Here is a 17191-nt window from a genome sequence, read left to right as displayed (position 1 = left end):
AGATCGCCGTTATTAACGTTGGCTAGAGTCAACTCCGTTACAACTGTGCCAGCAGTGTCTGTGCTTCGCTTTGTTGCTGTTGATTGCCATCGTTGGCCACCTCATTCAGCAAGGCTTTGGCGGCATCAATGTCTTCAATTTCAATGTAAGCCCGAGCCAGATCAAGTTTGGCACTGTAGCCGCCATCGTCATCCATAAGGCTAACCGCCGGTGCTACCGAGTCGGACTCATAGTTACTTGAGAAACTTGGCGCGTCATCGCTCTCTGCCAGCAATTTATCAATATCAATAAAGCCACTGTCGCTGCCGTAATCGCTGGTAAAATCACTGCTGTTGTAGCTATCACTGGTTGCCGCCACAGAATCAGACGAATAACTGTGATGACTGGCCTCTGTGCGATTGTCGGCAGCATCATGGCTCGGTGTTTCTACAGTCGCATCGGCGCTGTCGCTCGCGTCATGCAGTTGCTCGGTGGCAGCCGCCAGCATCTGATCAAAATCATTACTGTAGTTGGTTGGCGCCGCTGCCGAGGTGAACTCAGCATCATTAAGCAGTTGTTCCAGCGTCATCGAGTCATCATCGTTGCCGCCGTGCGGGGCAGCAAACGGATCGCTTTGGTTACTGCCAAAGTCACTGTGCGCCGCTTCGGCCGCATAAGCAGCCCCAGCCAATGCCGCCCCTGCGCCAACAGTTGCAGCCTGATTGGCCTGCGGCGCCGCTGGCACCATCTGCGTTAACGGATCCGGCGCCGTAGCCAACGGCGCAATCAGATCACCATCTTGAATAGGATTTTTAAAGGCATGGCGCTGCCGGCGGGTATTCCAAATCACCAAACCGGTGATCACCAACAACAATGGAATGGCGCCGATTAACACCAACAGCAAGGTACTGTCACTGATGGTTTGCCATAGGCTAGGTTGCGGTGCGTCCAGCGGTTCATTAACCACCGCGCTGGTGGCGATGCCGTTAGCCGCCGTTAGTCGCTGGGCATCCAATTCTTGTTCCAGCGCGCGATTAAGGCTTTGCTGTTCATCTAAGGCACTACGCAGCAGCGACAACTCTTGTGACAACTGCTCCATCTGCTGTTGCAACAACGCATTTTGTCGCACCAATTGCGCCATTTCGGCGGTGTTGTTATCCAACTCTTGACGCAAACTTTGCAGTTGCAATAGCGCCGCTTTTTGCTCGTCCAACTCCTGCCGATAGCGTTGATTTTGCTCACGCAGCTGCGCCAACTCTAATTGCAAATCGCTGTTATTGCTGCTCGCACTGCTGGCAACAACTTTGGTCGAGGCGGCGCGATTATCAGCTTGCTGCGGTTGCTGCGCCGCCGCGGTTTCAGCCACCGGCGCGCCATCCCAATTGTCATCGTGATCCGCTGCCGACGCCTTGGCTTCATTAGCCGGATAACCCTTGATCACCTCAACCGCCGGAATGATCAGCAACCGATTGCGCTCCAGCGAGTTAAAGTTGTCGCTGTTAAAGGCATGAGGATTGGCTTCAAACAGCGCTTGCATCACCTGATACACGGTGACACTGCTATCTGGGCGCACTTCATTGGCAATCCGCCACAGCGTATCGCTGCGAGTCGTTGGCCCATACTGCTCGCCACCTTGCGCCAGCACGGGTACTTGGCCATCGGGACCGGTCAACATTAAGGTTTGGCTAAAGACGGGCACGCCCCACAAAGGCGCGGACAATAATAGGGCGCCCAATAGCGGCCGACGAAGGTGACTCATTGCTTGGCTTTCCGTGTCAAAACAGTGGCTTGAGCCACTTAAAATTCTGATTCTTCAGCATATTACAGCGTCTTCACTAAATAAACGACGTTGTCAGGTCAATGTGACCGCCGTAATAAAGCGAAATCGAGATAATGACCGTTGTTATCGTTCGCAAATTAACCATAGTGGTCACACGCACAAATAAAAAAGCCCCGAACCAATCAGGTTCAGGGCTTAGATCATTGAGGATTGTAACCCGTTACAGGTAGTCGCGAACCAGCAGTTCGGCGATCTGCACTGAGTTTAGCGCCGCGCCTTTACGGATGTTGTCGGCCACCACCCACAGGTTCAGTCCGTGCGGATGGCTGATATCTTGACGCACCCGACCAACGTATACGTCATCGTTGCCTTGAGCATGACCAAACGGGGTTGGGTAGTCCATGTCATCGGCCAGCAAGGTAACTCCTTCAGCCTGTTCCAGCAGCGCTTTGGCTTCTTCAGCGCTGGTTGGTTGACGGGTTTCTAGGTGGATCGCTTCCGCGTGACCGTAGAATACCGGCACACGAACGGCAGTGGCGTTCACTTGAATCGAGGCATCACCAAAAATCTTCTGGGTTTCCCAGACCATCTTCATCTCTTCGCGGGTGTAGCCGTTATCCATAAACTGGTCGATGCGTGGCAGCACGTTAAAGGCGATCTGGTGATCGAAGATCTCCGCTTTGGCTTCCTGCGCACTCAACAGTGCCGCGCACTGCTTGGCCAGCTCTTCGATGGCACTGCGACCGGCACCAGATACCGACTGGTAGGTCGCCACATTGATGCGTTCGATGCCGTACGCATCGTGCAGCGGCTTCAAGGCAACAACCATCTGGATGGTGGAGCAGTTCGGGTTAGCAATGATGTTGCGGTTGCGGAACTCCGCCAGCGCGTATGGGTTTACCTCTGGCACCACCAGTGGGATCTCTGGATCATTGCGGAAGTGGCTGGTGTTATCGATCACCACACAACCCGCTTCCGCCGCAATCGGCGCCCATTTTTCGGAAACGCTGCCGCCAGCGCTGAACAGCGCCAGTTCTACTTGAGTCCAATCAAACTCTTCTACGTCGATTACGTCGATGGTTTTACCGTTGAAAGAGACGGTCTTGCCTACGCTGTTGCTGCTTGCCAGCGGGTACAGGTTAGCAACCGGAAATTCGCGCTGCTCTAGGATCTCAATCATGGTTTGACCGACGGCGCCGGTGGCACCTAATACGGCGATGTTGTAAGCCATAGTGACAATTCTCAACGATAGTTGGGCGTGTTGACCGTTCGTGGTCAAATGACGCCCTGGTAATTAAATTAAAAAGCCTAATTGGCGCAGCAGCTGTGCATCACAGGCAACGTCGGTTGCCAGTGGTTGGGCACAAAATTCACGGCGAGTTAAATTGGCTTTACGGCGAGCATCAAAGCCATCCGGCAGTGCCGCGCGAAAGCGTCGATCCTCAAGTGCCAAATCATACACAGATGCGCACAATTGCTGCAGATTCGATTGGCTTATGGATGCTGTGAGTGACTGTAATGGTAGCGGCGCTTCAGTCAACAGTTTTTCAAGGCTCGGAGTGGCGATTGCATCGGCAAACAGCGCTTGATGCAGCATTTGCGTACCGCGAATTTTGCCTTCAACCGAATATCCGGCGATATGCGGGGTTGCCAGTTCGCACAAGCTAACCAGCTCAGCAAGCGGATTCGGTTCGTGTTCCCATACGTCCATCACCAAGCGCCACTCTGGTCGCTGAGGTTTCAGTTCAATCAGCGCCCGGTTGTCTATCACCTCGCCACGACTGGCGTTAATTAACCAACAATCGTGGTTCAACGTGGCTAATCGCTTAGCATCAAACAGATGGTGAGTATCACGTTGCAACGGCACATGCAGGGTGATGACATCGCTTTGGGCAATCAGGGTATCTAAACCAACCCATGGGCCGAGCTCACCCGCCGCTTGCTTAGGCGGATCGCACAGCAACAGATTACAGCCTAGTGCCGCTAATCGCTTGGCGACCGCACTGCCGGTATTGCCAAGGCCAACGATACCGATGGTTTTGTCGGTCAACGTGTCGCCGCTGCGCTCGGCCAGCAGCAACAAGGCCGACAAAACATACTCGCCGACCCCTTGGGCGTTGCAACCGGCGGCGTTACTCCAACCAATACCGCGGCGTTCCAATTCAGCAATATCCAGATGATCGGTGCCAATGGTGGCGGTGCCGACAAATTGCAGTTGTGGCAGCGCATCCAGCAAGGTGGCATCAACTTTGGTGACTGACCGCAGCAGCAGCGCGGTGGTGTCAGCCGGCACCGTATCAGCGCTGATCTCGCGGCCAGCCATGGTGACGATCTCACCGTGTTCGGCAAACAACGGCTCTAGTGCGGCCATATTTTCATCGGCAACAAATTTCACGACACACTCCTTGGTCAAAAATTTCACCGAGTCTAACAACGACAAAGGGCGCTTGCGAGCCAAGACTCACAAGCGCCCTTAAGCGAATTGGTGTTACTGGTAACGCTTGAAAATCAAGGTGGCGTTGGTGCCGCCAAAACCAAAGCTGTTACTCATCACCGTATCCAGTTGCTGCTCGGTTGCCTCGGTAACAATCGGCATGCCTGCCGCTTGCTCATCAAGGTTATCAATGTTGATGCTTGGTGCGACAAACCCATGCTTCATCATTAGCAAGCTGTAGATCGCTTCATGCACCCCAGCGGCGCCAAGCGCGTGACCAGTCATCGCTTTAGTGGCGCTGATCAGCGGCATCTGCTCGGCAAACACTTCACGGATCGCCCCCAGCTCTTTGGTGTCACCCACTGGCGTAGAGGTACCATGGGTATTGAGGTACTGGATTGGGCCTGCGCCAGCCGCTTTGGCTTGGTCTAAGGCGATGTGCATGCAGCGCGCCGCCCCTTCGCCAGACGGCGCAACCATATCATGGCCATCGGAGTTAGCGCCGTAACCAACAATTTCAGCGTAGATGTGCGCGCCACGAGCCAGAGCATGCTCCAACTCTTCCACCACCACCATGCCGCCACCGCCGGAGATAACAAAACCGTCACGGTCGGCGTCGTAGGTACGAGATGCCTTGGTTGGATCGTCGTTGTACTTAGTTGACAACGCGCCCATGCCATCAAAGCCCATCGCCAAGGTCCAGTGCAACTCTTCAGAACCGCCAGCGAAGATGATGTCTTGCTTGCCAAGTTGGATCTGCTCCCACGCGTGGCCGATACAGTGGGCACTGGTGGCGCACGCCGAGGAGATTGAGTAGTTGATCCCCTTGATCTTAAACGGCGTCGCTAGGCAAGCGGACGCGGTCGAGGACATGATCCGCGGTACCAAGTAAGGACCGATGCGGCGCACGCCTTTTTCACGCAGAGTGTCGGCCGCTTGCACTTGGTTTAGGGATGATGCGCCACCGGTGCCGGCAACAATGCCGGTGCGAGGGTTACTAACCATCTCCTCGGTCAAACCAGCATCGGCGATCGCTTGCTCCATGCTTAAGTACGCGTATGCCGCGGCATCGCCCATAAAGCGGATGATTTTGCGGTCGATGTGCTCAGCTGGATCAATCTTCAGATCGCCCCAGACGCGGCTGCGCAGCCCCAACTGCTCAAACTGTTCGGAGTAGCGAATGCCGCTGCGTCCAAGGCGTAACGATTCCGTCACCTCTTCAGCGTTGTTGCCGATACTGGAGATCACCCCAATCCCGGTAATGACCGCTCTTTTCATTAACTTTTCCTACCAATAACCAAAAGAAACGCCGCTATCCTAGCGCGATGCTTAGCGCCAACTGGTCGGCTCTGCTGAACTCGCGCTAAAATGCCGCTTTTGAAAAACATCCGAGTGTGCCGCTGTGAACCCGATCCGCTCTGCTGATATCGATTGGTCCAATCCTGCCGCCCCCCTCGCCAGCGACTTTGGCGACTTCTACTTCTCCAAGAAAGACGGTGTAGCCGAAACCGACTACGTCTTTATTCAACATAATCAACTGCCACAGCGCTGGCAACAGCACCCGCGCGACCACTTCTGCGTGATGGAAACCGGCTTTGGCACCGGCCTTAACTTGATGGTGCTGTGGCGTCACTTTCGCACTTTTCGGCGCGAGCATCCCGATGCCAGCTGCCAGCGGCTGCATTTCGTCAGCTTTGAAAAGTACCCATTAAGCGCCACCGACTTAAGCCGCGCTCAGCGTCAGTGGCCGGAGTTTGCCGAGATGGCGACGCAGATCCGCGCCGCTTATCCGATGATTATCCAAGGCTGTCACCGCATGGTGCTGGATAACGGCGCGGTGACTGTCGATCTGTGGTTTGGCGATCTGCTTGAACAACTGCCGAACCTAAGTGCCGGCCAACATGGCGTAGCGGACGCTTGGTTCCTTGATGGCTTCAGCCCCAACAAAAATCCGCTGATGTGGCAGGACTCGCTGTACGCTGAAATGGCACGACTGTCTCGTGCTGATGCCACGGTAGCGACCTTTACCGCCGCCAGCGCAGTGCGTAAAGGGCTGATTGCTGAAGGCTTTGCCATGCAAAAGGACAAAGGCTTTCGCGGCAAACGGGAGATGATTTTTGGTCAGCGCAGTGACCACGTTGAGCCAACAGCGGCGCTACCTAAACGGGTGGCGGTGATTGGTGCCGGCCTAGCCGCGGCGAACAGCGCCTTAGCGCTAACCCGGCGTGGCATCGAGGTGGATCTCTATTTTGCCGCTGACACGGTCGCCGATGGTGCTTCCGGCAACCGCCAAGGGGCGCTGTATCCACTGCTCAATAGTGCCAACGATCCGATGGCGCAGTTTTATCAGCAAGGCTATCTGCTGGCACGACAGCAATTGAACCAACTGGCCGAACAACACCCAATCGACCACGACTGGTGCGGGGTGCTGCAACTGCCACTGGATGACAAACAGCGCCAGCGTTTTCGTACCATCGCCGCCCTCGATTTAGACAGTTCGCTGGTACACGCCGTTGACGGCCAGCAAGCGGCGCACATTGCCGATCTGCCGTTAGGTGACGGTGATCATCAAGATGCCCTGTTCTACCCCTACGGCGGCTGGCTCAGCCCGCAGCAACTGGTCAATGCGGTCATTGCTGAGGCGCAACAAAGCGGCAAGCTCAACTGCTTTGCCGAGCATCACTTAACCGAATTGACCGCACCGAGCCAAGCTAACGACACCTCTTCAGCAAACAATCAGCAGTGGCAACTGCAGTTTGCCGACGGTACACGACGTTATGCTGATGCCGTAGTGTTAGCGGCAGGCCATCATAGCCAAGGCTTTAGCCAAACGGCGCCGCTGCCACTCAATCCGGTTCGTGGCCAAATCGCTTACCCCGATGCCCAAGCCAGCAGCGCTAAGCTAAAAACCGTGCTGTGCGCCGATGGTTATCTGGTGCCGGCGCTAAATGGCCAACTGACCTACGGCGCCAGCTTTGGCCGGGGTGACAGCAATCGCGATCTGCGCGACGATGATATAACCGAAATGACGGCGCGGATGGCGCACAGTTTTACTGGTGCCAGTTGGCTGAAGGAACTGGATCTTGCCGCGCCGTTATCGGCAGACAACGCCCGCGCATCAGTGCGAGCCGCAGTGCGGGATCATCTGCCGTTGGTGGGCCAAGTGCCACATTGGTCAGCACTGCAGGACGATGTCGACCTTACCAACCCGCCGATGCAGTACGGCTTATATCTGCTTAGCGGTTTAGGTTCACGAGGATTGTGCTCCGCCGCCCTGTGCGCCGAACTGCTGGCCAGCCAGCTCTGTGGTGAATCATTGCCCGTATCGCAAGAGTTAGCAGCAAAACTGGCGGTCGGTCGCTTTGAACTGCGCAAAATTGCCAAGATTCAAAAGGCTTATAAGCGCGGCTAATACCAATTAGATTAATGTTGTGATTTTCTGCTGCAAAGTAGCAGAAACCAGATAATTTTTCTGATTGGTATTCGCCTCCGGCGGGAAAGGATTCCACCCTTTTCAATCCCAACGGCCTCTGTAGTGGTTCAATCGTAGCCGCGAACACGTTCGCGGAAATTTAGATGCTTCAGACCAGCAACTGATGATTTCACGGTAACGGATATTCAAAGTGCTGTTGCCGACTTGTTGACGCCGAGTGGAACCGCAAACGTAGCGGAAAGCCGAGGGCAGGATGTCCGAGAGGCCCGCGAAGGCAGGGATGCCGCCTCGGGCCGGTGCTGTCGCGAAGTGCGGTGAGAACGAGGGGCTTTCGTCAACCTTGGAGGCAAAGGGGATTTCAAAGGGCACCGCCCTTGACCGCCGGAGGCTAAAGCAAGAGAGTTTACTGGGAAAGCTGGATAGAACAGATGATTATGCAGACTGGCATAAGCCATGCGGCTATCAAAGTCGACCGCCAAAACGCAAAAGCCCGAGGATGATACTTCGGGCTCTTCTGAATCGATTGGCCGTGTTTACGCCGCCAACTGACTGTGCAGCTGCTGCCAAGCGTTCTGCACTAATACCATGTCTTCCGGTGCCAATTCGCTACGAGCTTGGCTTAACGATTCCGACATCAATTCGGTTAAGTTCGCCAGTTCCGGCTCACTCTGCGCTTCCAACTTCGACAACACCACCGCAAAGTGACCTTGCAGATAGCCGCTGGAGAACACCTCATCGTCGCTGCCGTGCTCTAAATTGTGGTCAATCCACTGTTGGCAGATCTGCTCCCAACGCTCAATCATCTTGAGTACTCCTACGTCATCCTTAAGTATTCGCTAGCTGTTGGCTAACGGGTACAGTACCGCGTCACGGTAACCGGTAATAATTCGATAATAACCGGACAGTTCGCTATCCAGTTGGCTGTCGCCGGTATCGGCCAACATTGGCCTGCCCTGCAGCGCTTCCAGTTTGGTTTTGGTGGCGATCACCTGAATGTTGTCACGCCCAAGTAACCGCAACAATGGTGGGCTGAGCTGCTGATTACCGCGGCCAAATAGGTGGCCTTGGCCGCCAATTAAGGTCACCAGTAGCTTGGTCGGTTTATCGCGGCAAGCCTCTAACAGTTGCGCCGCCGTGAAGTCTTGACCGATAAGCTGACCAGCTTGAATTAGGTCAACCCCAAGCAAGGTATTGTCGAGCCCAAGCTCCGCCATCACCGCCGCTACCGTCGAGCCAGATCCAATGATGTATTGCCACTCCGGCTCCATCTGTTCGATCACCTCAGCGGCGATGTCGGCCAGCACCAGTTCTTGGCTTTCGCGACCGCCCTGCTTAACCGCCTGCATATAGCGCAGCGATTCTGGCACCGTCATCTCACCAAAGTAACGGGCACGCACTTGGCCGGCGCGAAACGCCTGCTCATCGATATCGCGCACCTCAGCATCGGTGACACTCACTAACTCACCGCGGATCATCTGCGCCGCGACTTCCCCTGCGGCGTCTGGGGTAATGGCGTACACCCCTGAGTGAATTTTCACCCCAGCGGGCACCCCCAGCACCGGCTGTTTGTCGCCAACGGCACTAAACAGATCGCGAGCGGTGCCATCACCGCCAGCAAACAGGATCAGATCAACGCCGACGGCCGCCATCGCCTGCGCCGCCGCTTGAGTATCTTCAGCTTGGGTAGTACCCGTTTGAATGGCGTTAGCTTGAGCGTCATTGGCGCTGGGCTGAGACACCACCTGATAAGCAAAACCCAATTGCTGCAGCAATGTCTCGCCCATCTCGCCACCGGCGCAGTAGATCTTGAGCTGCGCTTGTAACGGCAGCAGCTTATTTAACGCGGTTGCCATTCGCTGCGAGGCTTGCGGGGTGGCGCCACGGGCGATGGCCTCCGCCGCCACGCCATCGGAGCCTTTAAGGGCAACACTGCCACCCAGCCCCGCCAGTGGATTGATGATTATCCCTAATCGAAACATCCCTATTCCTTATGTAACTAACTTGCCGCCCTACAACGGCTAAACGCCGCCAACATCAATGCCGCCAGAGATGCGGCAATGGCCGCCCCCCACCAGGTGAATGTCGGGCTGTGCTGCCAACTGATGCCGGCCAGCCAAGCGCCGCTAGCACCACCAAGACCAAAAGCGATGCTGGCATAAAAGGCCTGCGCTTTGCCTTGATCCTCGGGGGAAAACTGACGATAGACGTATTGAATGGCGCAGCCATGGCCAAGCCCAAAGCTGATGCCATGCAGCAGTTGTACGCCCAGTTGTAGCAATTCATTGGCCCCAACCAACACCGTCAAGCCCCAACGCATGGCGGTGATAATGGCGGTAAACACCATCAATTTGGCGATGCCAAAGCGGGTTATCAGCTTGGGCATCAACGCAAACACCACAATTTCCGCAACCACCCCGGCAGAGATCATCATCCCCGCCACGCTCTCACCTATCCCAAGCTGACGCAGGTACAGCACAAAGAAAGTGTAATAAGGGCTGTGACTGGCTTGGATCAGCGCGCAGGCCAATAAGAACAGCAGCACCGGCTTCGAGGTTAAAGTGCGAAAAAAGTCACTGGATGGCGCTTGCAAAGGTTTGTCCACATCCGGCTCGCGCAGCCAGATACTGGCAAAGGTCAACAGCGCAAATAGGCTGACGCCAAACCACGGTAGCGCGCTGTTACCATGACTTTCAAACCACCAACCGGCACCAAGCACCAAGGCAATAAAACCGAGACTGCCGAAGCTGCGCAGGACACTGTAAAGGTGGCTGTCTTTGCCCAGACTGCGCAGGGTCACCACCTCAAGCTGCGGTAAAATACCGTTCCAGCAAAAGGTGTAGCCAAACAACACCAGTGCCATCTGTTCAAAGCTGGTCACTTCTAAGGTAAAGGCAAACAGCAGCAGCGCCATTAACGCCCCAATCTGGACAAAGCGAACCCGATGACCAAAGCGATCCGCCAAGTAAGCCCACAGATTCGGCGCGATAATTCGGGTCGCGAACAAAATCGCCATCAACTGGCCAATCGCCAGCGCGTCAAACCCGAGATCAGTAAGAAACACCCCAAGGTAGGGGACCAACAAGCCAAGAACGGCAAAGTAGAAAAAATAACAGGCCGCCAACGCACTGCGCTGGCGGCCTAATACTGCTTGAATCAATTACGCTTTCATCCCTAAAACAGGTGTCGCGACCGCGACCTCGGCATTTTGTCCTCGATGCATCAACAGATGATCCATCAGCACAATCGCCACCATCGCCTCCACTATCGGCACCGCACGAATGCCGACACAAGGGTCGTGCCGTCCCTTAGTGATCATCTCGATGGCCTCGCCACGGGTATTGATGCTTTGCCCTGGGACGGTAATCGACGAGGTCGGCTTAAAGGCGACACTGGCGGTAATGGGCTGGCCGGAGCTGATACCACCGAGCACGCCACCGGCGTGGTTGCTGGCAAAGCCATCGGGGTGTAATTCATCCCGATGCTGACTGCCCTGCTGCGTCACCACCTCAAAACCATCACCAATCGCCACCGCCTTAGCGGCGTTGATCCCCATCAGCGCATGGGCTAAATCGGCATCGAGGCGATCAAACACCGGCTCACCGAGGCCAACCGGCACATTCAGCGCCTCAACATAGACTTTGGCACCGACCGAATCGCCCTGCTTCTTTAGATCACGCATAAAAGCATCGAGTTGATCGAGCTTGGCGCTGTCGGCAAAGAAAAACGGGTTGTCGTTAACCTGCTGCCAATCAAAACCCTCGGCTTTAATCGGCCCAAGCTGATCAATGCAAGCGCGCACTTCAATGCCAAAGCGTTGTTGTAAGAACTTCTTGGCAATGGCGCCAGCGGCGACCCGCATGGCGGTCTCCCGAGCGCTGCTGCGGCCACCACCACGGTAGTCACGAATGCCGTACTTATGGTGGTAACTGTAATCGGCATGACCGGGGCGAAACACCTCGGCAATGTCAGAATAATCGCGGCTGCGCTGATCGGTGTTTTCAATCAACAAACCGATGCTGGTACCGGTGGTCTTGCCTTCAAACACCCCAGAGAGGATTTTCACCTGATCCGGTTCGCGGCGAGCGGTGGTAAAGCGCGAGGTACCCGGGCGACGACGGTCGAGATCCCCCTGCAGATCCGCTTCGCTGAGCGCCAATCCCGGCGGGCAGCCGTCAACAATGGCGCCGATGGCCACACCATGACTTTCACCAAAACTGGTGACTCGAAAAAGGGTGCCGATGCTATTGCCTGCCATGGCGTGGGGATCTCCTACTGTCGTACTTTATCTGATTACTTGTATGGGGCGAACAGCGCTTCGGCGGCCACCAGTTGATCGCGGGTCAGGGTAAATACACCGTCGCCACCGAACTCGAACTCCAGCCAAGTAAACGGCACTTCTGGGAACTGCTGTTGCAGCGCCACCCAAGAGTTGCCCACTTCGACAAACAGCACGCCGTCGTCGGTCAAATGATCCGCCGCGTGCGCCAGGATGTGACGAGTCAGATCCAGACCGTCGTTGCCAGACGCCAGGCCCAGCTCTGGCTCGTGGTGGAACTCTTCAGGCATATCGGCGATGTCTTCAGCATCGACGTATGGTGGGTTAGAGACGATCAGATCGTACTTCTGCCCTTTCAACACGCTAAAGCCATCGGATTGGATTGGGTAAACCCGATCCAGCAAGCCGTGCTGTTCAATGTTAATTTGCGCCACTTCCAGAGCTTCTGGGCTGATATCGACCGCATCCACCTGCGCATCTTCAAACAGATGGGCACAGGCGATCGCGATGCAGCCAGAGCCGGTGCACAAGTCCAGCACGTTATGCACGGTTTTTTGGTACATCCACGGCTTGAATTCGTTGTTGATCAGTTCAGCAAATGGGCTGCGCGGCACCAGCACGCGCTCATCCACGAAGAATTCGTAACCGGCAAAGTAGGCGCAGTTAGTCAGGTATGGTACTGGCACACGCTCACGCACACGGCGCAGCGCCAGTTCAATAATACGGTGCTTTTCAGTAGCAGTCAGACGCGCATTACGCACCTGATTACCCAGTTCCAGCGGCAGATGCAGGGTGTTCATTACCAGTGCGACCGCCTCATCCCAAGAGTTATCAGTACCGTGACCGAAGTACACGCCAGCGGCGTTAAAACGGCTGACACACCAGCGCAACATGTCATCGATGGTGTGCAGTTCGTTAACGGCTTCGTCAATAAAGATTTTTTCCACGGTTGGATTCCTATCTGGCAGATTGCGGCCATTGTACCCTCCCTCGTCGGTGAATTCCTATCACCACAGAAAGGCAGTAAAATAACCATTACCAATAGGGATCAGCGTCGCCACTTGGCGGCCACCAACCACAACTCATTACACCTCGATACCGCTATGACACCGCCAGACGATATTGACCTTTTCCGCCAGATGATGGGCGATGTAAAACCGATGCAACGCAGCGATAAGGTAACTCATCGCAAACCACTGCCGACCCCGGATAAAACCCGAGCCAAGCAACAGCGCAAACTGGCTGATCACTACTTTTCCGATAGCTACCAACCGCTGTTTGCCAGTGAAGGGCCAATGCGTTGGGTTCGAGATGATGTCGATGCCTATGAACTGAAAAAACTGCGCCGCGGCGAATATGTGCCAGATATGGTGCTGGATCTGCACGGCTGCACCCTCAACGAGGCGCGCCACGAATTGATTGGTCTGATTGAGGCCTGCAAGCGTCAGCACATTCACTGTGCCAGCGTGATGACCGGCATCGGCAGTGGGGTATTAAAAGAGAAGATCCCCGCGTGGCTATGCCAGCACCCCGATGTTCAGGGGTTTCATCAAGCGCCGCTGGAATGGGGCGGCAACGGCGCGTTGCTGATCTTGGTGGAACTGCCGCAGGTCGAGCTGCCGAAGCTTTAAAACCGGCGCTCTAAGCCGCCGGTTAGCGGCGATAGATTAAGGCAGGTAGCGGTTAACGATCTGCGCTTGTTGGCCCAGTTGCAGTTCAGTAACGCTGGCGGTGGCAAACAACAACGGCTCCTGCCCCGGCAGCAGTTCACTCAGCAAAAAGCCCAGCAGTGGCATATGTGCCACCACCAACACCTTATCGAGCTGCTTCACGCTGGCATAAGCTTTGATGATTGAAGCGCTCAGAGCCGGATCTGATTCCGGCACCAGCTCATCCACTATTTCAATGACCTTGGCATTGGGACAGTAATCCGCAATCTCGCCCCAAGTTTGACGAGCCCGCAGGTAGGGACTCACCAGCACCAGTTCCACCTCGGCAAAGGCATCACTGAGTTGCTGCGCCATACTCTGGCACTGGCTTTGACCAACAGGCGTCAACGCACGCAGTTCATCACTCGGCGCATCAAAGCCAGCTTCGCCATGGCGCATTAAATACAGCTTCATCGGCATATCGTAGGTAAATTAAACACTTAATCAGGCAGTGTACTAATCAAGCTTATGTGACCAAAGCACTACTTTGGTGTGATCCTACCGTGATCACAACACCAGCAATGGCGATAACCGTTGCAACTCATATCATTTGCTTATTGATAACAATTGCCCAGTGCGCGCATTTCAACCTATCGATGTAAGCAATCGTCAAGATCGTCCGTTAGTCGATTGCGCTTGCTCAGTCAGCAGCGCAAACTAAAGTTCTATCAGTGTTAGATAAACACCTTTGCATCACGCCAAAAACGTAAACCACGGCATTGATGCCTGTTGAACCACCCTTGCACACGGCCTAATTGGGGGATCCATGCAACCACAACTCACGATCAGCCCCAATGATCCTCGCCAGTACCGCTACTTAACCTTAAGTAACCAGTTACGGGTACTGTTGGTGCAAGATCCCGAAGCCAGCAAAGCCGCCGGAGCAATGACGGTAAAAGTGGGCCAATTTGACGATCCCGAAAATCGTGAGGGGATGGCGCACTTTTTAGAGCACATGCTGTTTCTGGGCACCGAAAAGTACCCCAACGCCGGCGAATACCAACAGTTCATTAGCCAAAATGGCGGCAATCACAACGCTTGGACTGGGCCGGAATTCACCAGCTATTACTTTGATGTCAAACCGGACGCTTTTACCGAAGCGCTGGATCGCTTTTGCCAATTCTTCAGCGCCCCGCTGTTCGATGAAACCCTTGTCGAGAAAGAGCGCCAGTCGGTCGACTCCGAATTTAAGATGAAGCTGCAAGACGACACCCGCCGCTTCTATCAAGTTCACAAAGAGACCGTCAATCCAGCGCACCCGTTTGCCAATTTTTCGGTCGGCAACCAGCAAACACTGGCGGATCGCCCAGGCAGCCCAATCCGCGATGAGCTGCTGGCCTTTCACGCTAAGCACTACTCCGCCAACTTGATGACCTTGGTACTGGTGCAGCCGCAGCCACTGGCTGAACTCGAGCAGTTGGTCACAGATATCTTCAGCACCATTGCCAACCATCAGGTGGCTAAACAGCTGCCAACCGCGCCGCTGTACACCCAGCAGCAACTGGGAGTCGAGATCAGCATGGTGCCGCTGAAAAAAGCGCGCCAGTTGACCATCACCTTCCCGCTCGGATCGCTAGATGCGTGGTATCGCCATAAGCCACTCACCTACCTCTCCTATCTGCTTGGTCATGAAGGTCAAGGCAGCTTGATGTCAGTGCTGCGCGACGACGGCCTGATTGTGCAACTGTCTGCCGGTGGTGGCATCAATGGTTACAACTTCAAGGACTACAACATCAGCTTTCAGCTGACCCAACAGGGACTGGCGCAGATCGATAAGATCATCGGCCTGACTTTGCAGTTTATCGAGTTGGTGAAGCAGCAAGGGATCGCCGACTGGCGCTACCACGAACGGCAACTGCTGCTTGAACGCGCGTTTCGCTACCAAGAGCAAGCCAAACCGTTGGATATCGCCTGCCATCTGGCGGTCAACATGCATCACTATGATGTCGAGGACACCCTGTTTGGTGACTACCGCATGGACGGCATTGACCATCAGGTTATCGATGCCATCTTGGCGCAGTTCAACACCGCCAATTTACGTCTCAGTGTGGTTTCGCAAAAAATCGATGCCGATCGGCAGGCCAACTGGTACCAAACCCCCTACCGCATTGATGCCATCAGCGAACAACGGATCAGCCAATGGTTAGCTCAACCGAAGGAACCAAGGCTGGCGCTGCCAGAGGCCAACGAGTATCTGTCGGAACTGATTGAGCCTCGCCCCGCCGAAGGCGATAACCCGCATCCGCAGATCATCTACCAAAGCCCACAACTGGTGTTTTGGCACAAAAAAGACAACCAGTTTAATGTGCCCAAAGCCCATCTATTTGTGGCGCTCGATAGCATTCCTAGCCACGCTGATTGCCGAGCGGCGGCGATGACCCGGCTGTACATCAATATTTTGATGGATGCGCTCACCGAGCTAACCTACCCCGCTGAAGTGGCTGGCCTTAGCTACAACATCTACCCGCATCAAGGTGGCATCACCTTGCACCTAAGCGGTTTTACCGGCGCCCAAGAAAAGCTGTTGGCACTGCTGCTCGAGCAAGCGCGACGACGCAACTTTACCCAAGTACGATTTGACGACATCAAACAGCAACTGCTGCGTAACTGGAACGGTAGCCGCAACGCACGGCCAGTATCGCGACTGTTTAGCGCGCTGACCACCACCCTGCAGCAGCGTAGCTACGATCCGCTGGCGATGGCTGATGAGCTAGCCAGTGTGACCTTGGCTGAGCTTCATCAACATCTGGATCGGCTATACGCCAACATTACCGTCGAAGCGATGGTGTACGGCGATTGGACCCGAGCCGAAGCGGACGCCCAAGCCAAACGCTTGGAAACCTTGCTGGCAGAAGTCGGGATGCCAGGGGAAGAGGTTGACCGCCAGTTAATAAGCCTGACCGACAGCGGCACGGTATTTCGCGAAATCGACAGTCATCATGCCGATAGCGCCATCTTGGTGTACTACCAGTCGCGCAGCAAAGAGCTGCAGAAAATGGCGCTGTTTTGCCTATTGAATCACGCCATCTCATCGGATTTTTTCCACGAACTGCGCACCAAGCAGCAACTGGGCTACATGGTTGGCACCAGCTATGTGCCGATGAATCGCTGTCCGGGAATCATCTTCTATATCCAAAGTCCGGTGGCTGGGCCACTGCAACTGTTGGAATCAATTGATCAATTTATCAGTGATTTTGGCTACGCTTTGATGCAGATATCGGCAAGCCAGTGGCAAGCGATGAAAACCGCATTGGCTAACCAGATAAGCGAACGAGATAACACTCTTAAAGCCACTGCACAGCGCGCTTGGGTGTCGATCGGCAGCGACGATCACAGCTTTGAACAGCGGCTGCGGATTGCCGAATTGGTGTTGCAGATCGACCGCGCCGAACTGATCCGTTTTATGATGGAGCGGATGCGCAGCAAAACGCCGAATCGCTTAGTGCTGTATACCAGCGGCAGTTCCCACAGCAGCATGACACCGCTGCGCGGTGAACAACAGATCACCGATCTGGCTGGCTTCAAACACCAAGCGAAACTGATCGACTTCTAAACTCGACCTCGCCAGCAGTATCGGCGC

13 protein-coding genes are annotated in these 17191 nt (G+C 55.1%); 3 read left to right on the top strand and 10 right to left on the bottom strand.

Features of this window, described 5'->3' with window-relative positions:
* Nucleotides 1-37: 37 nt before the first annotated feature.
* The 4 genes from G506_RS0114565 to fabB form a co-directional block, all read right to left on the bottom strand.
* Nucleotides 38-1738 (bottom strand): FimV/HubP family polar landmark protein, encoded by a 1701-nt coding sequence (locus tag G506_RS0114565; RefSeq protein WP_028117501.1) that lies wholly within the window; start codon nt 1736-1738, stop codon nt 38-40.
* A gap of 241 nt (nt 1739-1979) precedes the next feature.
* Entirely contained in the window at nt 1980-2990 is a 1011-nt protein-coding gene (locus tag G506_RS0114560; protein WP_028117500.1) for an aspartate-semialdehyde dehydrogenase, read from the bottom strand.
* A 63-nt stretch (nt 2991-3053) separates the two neighbouring features.
* Entirely contained in the window at nt 3054-4154 is a 1101-nt protein-coding gene (locus tag G506_RS0114555) for a 4-phosphoerythronate dehydrogenase (RefSeq protein ID WP_028117499.1), read from the bottom strand.
* 93 nt (nt 4155-4247) lie between these two features.
* Entirely contained in the window at nt 4248-5471 is a 1224-nt protein-coding gene (fabB, locus tag G506_RS0114550; protein ID WP_028117498.1) for a beta-ketoacyl-ACP synthase I, read from the bottom strand.
* Nucleotides 5472-5595: 124 nt separating this feature from the next.
* On the opposite strand from fabB, the gene mnmC reads away from it, so the two are divergent.
* Nucleotides 5596-7605 carry a bifunctional tRNA (5-methylaminomethyl-2-thiouridine)(34)-methyltransferase MnmC2/FAD-dependent 5-carboxymethylaminomethyl-2-thiouridine(34) oxidoreductase MnmC1 gene (gene mnmC, locus G506_RS0114545; protein WP_028117497.1) on the top strand — a complete coding sequence of 670 codons (2010 nt, stop codon included), beginning with the start codon at nt 5596-5598 and terminating at the stop codon, nt 7603-7605.
* A gap of 554 nt (nt 7606-8159) precedes the next feature.
* Here the strand turns inward: mnmC and G506_RS0114540 are convergent.
* Genes G506_RS0114540 through prmB form a run of 5 tightly spaced genes read right to left on the bottom strand, consistent with a single transcriptional unit; the run spans nt 8160 to nt 12849 of the window.
* Nucleotides 8160-8429 carry a YfcL family protein gene (locus tag G506_RS0114540; protein ID WP_028117496.1) on the bottom strand — a complete coding sequence of 90 codons (270 nt, stop codon included), beginning with the start codon at nt 8427-8429 and terminating at the stop codon, nt 8160-8162.
* 33 nt (nt 8430-8462) lie between these two features.
* Nucleotides 8463-9605, bottom strand: coding sequence for an ATP-NAD kinase family protein (locus G506_RS0114535; protein ID WP_028117495.1), 1143 nt, complete (start codon nt 9603-9605; stop codon nt 8463-8465).
* A 17-nt stretch (nt 9606-9622) separates the two neighbouring features.
* On the bottom strand, nt 9623-10783 hold the full coding sequence (locus tag G506_RS0114530; protein ID WP_240473432.1) for an MFS transporter: 1161 nt from the start codon (nt 10781-10783) through the stop codon (nt 9623-9625).
* On the bottom strand, nt 10784-11881 hold the full coding sequence (aroC, locus tag G506_RS0114525) for a chorismate synthase (protein WP_028117493.1): 1098 nt from the start codon (nt 11879-11881) through the stop codon (nt 10784-10786).
* A 35-nt stretch (nt 11882-11916) separates the two neighbouring features.
* The gene (gene prmB / locus G506_RS0114520; RefSeq protein WP_028117492.1) at nt 11917-12849 is read right to left on the bottom strand and encodes a 50S ribosomal protein L3 N(5)-glutamine methyltransferase; all 933 of its coding nucleotides are present in this window, start codon (nt 12847-12849) and stop codon (nt 11917-11919) included.
* A gap of 156 nt (nt 12850-13005) precedes the next feature.
* Here prmB and smrB point away from each other — a divergent pair, with 156 nt between their 5' ends.
* Nucleotides 13006-13533 (top strand): endonuclease SmrB, encoded by a 528-nt coding sequence (gene smrB / locus G506_RS0114515; protein WP_028117491.1) that lies wholly within the window; start codon nt 13006-13008, stop codon nt 13531-13533.
* 36 nt (nt 13534-13569) lie between these two features.
* Here smrB and sixA read toward each other — a convergent pair whose 3' ends face one another.
* Complete coding sequence (sixA, locus tag G506_RS0114510; RefSeq protein WP_028117490.1) at nt 13570-14025, bottom strand: phosphohistidine phosphatase SixA; 456 nt, start codon at nt 14023-14025, stop codon at nt 13570-13572.
* Nucleotides 14026-14377: 352 nt separating this feature from the next.
* On the opposite strand from sixA, the gene G506_RS0114505 reads away from it, so the two are divergent.
* Nucleotides 14378-17164, top strand: coding sequence for an insulinase family protein (locus G506_RS0114505; protein ID WP_028117489.1), 2787 nt, complete (start codon nt 14378-14380; stop codon nt 17162-17164).
* Nucleotides 17165-17191: the final 27 nt, after the last annotated feature.

The organism is Ferrimonas senticii DSM 18821 (assembly GCF_000422665.1).
Lineage (GTDB): Bacteria > Pseudomonadota > Gammaproteobacteria > Enterobacterales > Shewanellaceae > Ferrimonas > Ferrimonas senticii.
Note: the sequence above shows the minus strand (reverse complement) of the source record. Positions and strands in the feature narration are given on the sequence as shown.

What these genes read in the sequence shown, in the direction of transcription:
- G506_RS0114535 (WP_028117495.1), bottom strand. Translation starts at nt 9,605, where the DNA reads ATGTTTCGATTAGGGATAATCATCAATCCACTGGCGGGGCTGGGTGGC.
- G506_RS0114540 (WP_028117496.1), bottom strand. Translation starts at nt 8,429, where the DNA reads ATGATTGAGCGTTGGGAGCAGATCTGCCAACAGTGGATTGACCACAAT.
- G506_RS0114565 (WP_028117501.1), bottom strand. Translation starts at nt 1,738, where the DNA reads ATGAGTCACCTTCGTCGGCCGCTATTGGGCGCCCTATTATTGTCCGCG.
- G506_RS0114560 (WP_028117500.1), bottom strand. Translation starts at nt 2,990, where the DNA reads ATGGCTTACAACATCGCCGTATTAGGTGCCACCGGCGCCGTCGGTCAA.
- sixA (WP_028117490.1), bottom strand. Translation starts at nt 14,025, where the DNA reads ATGAAGCTGTATTTAATGCGCCATGGCGAAGCTGGCTTTGATGCGCCG.
- G506_RS0114505 (WP_028117489.1), top strand. Translation starts at nt 14,378, where the DNA reads ATGCAACCACAACTCACGATCAGCCCCAATGATCCTCGCCAGTACCGC.
- smrB (WP_028117491.1), top strand. Translation starts at nt 13,006, where the DNA reads ATGACACCGCCAGACGATATTGACCTTTTCCGCCAGATGATGGGCGAT.
- fabB (WP_028117498.1), bottom strand. Translation starts at nt 5,471, where the DNA reads ATGAAAAGAGCGGTCATTACCGGGATTGGGGTGATCTCCAGTATCGGC.
- aroC (WP_028117493.1), bottom strand. Translation starts at nt 11,881, where the DNA reads ATGGCAGGCAATAGCATCGGCACCCTTTTTCGAGTCACCAGTTTTGGT.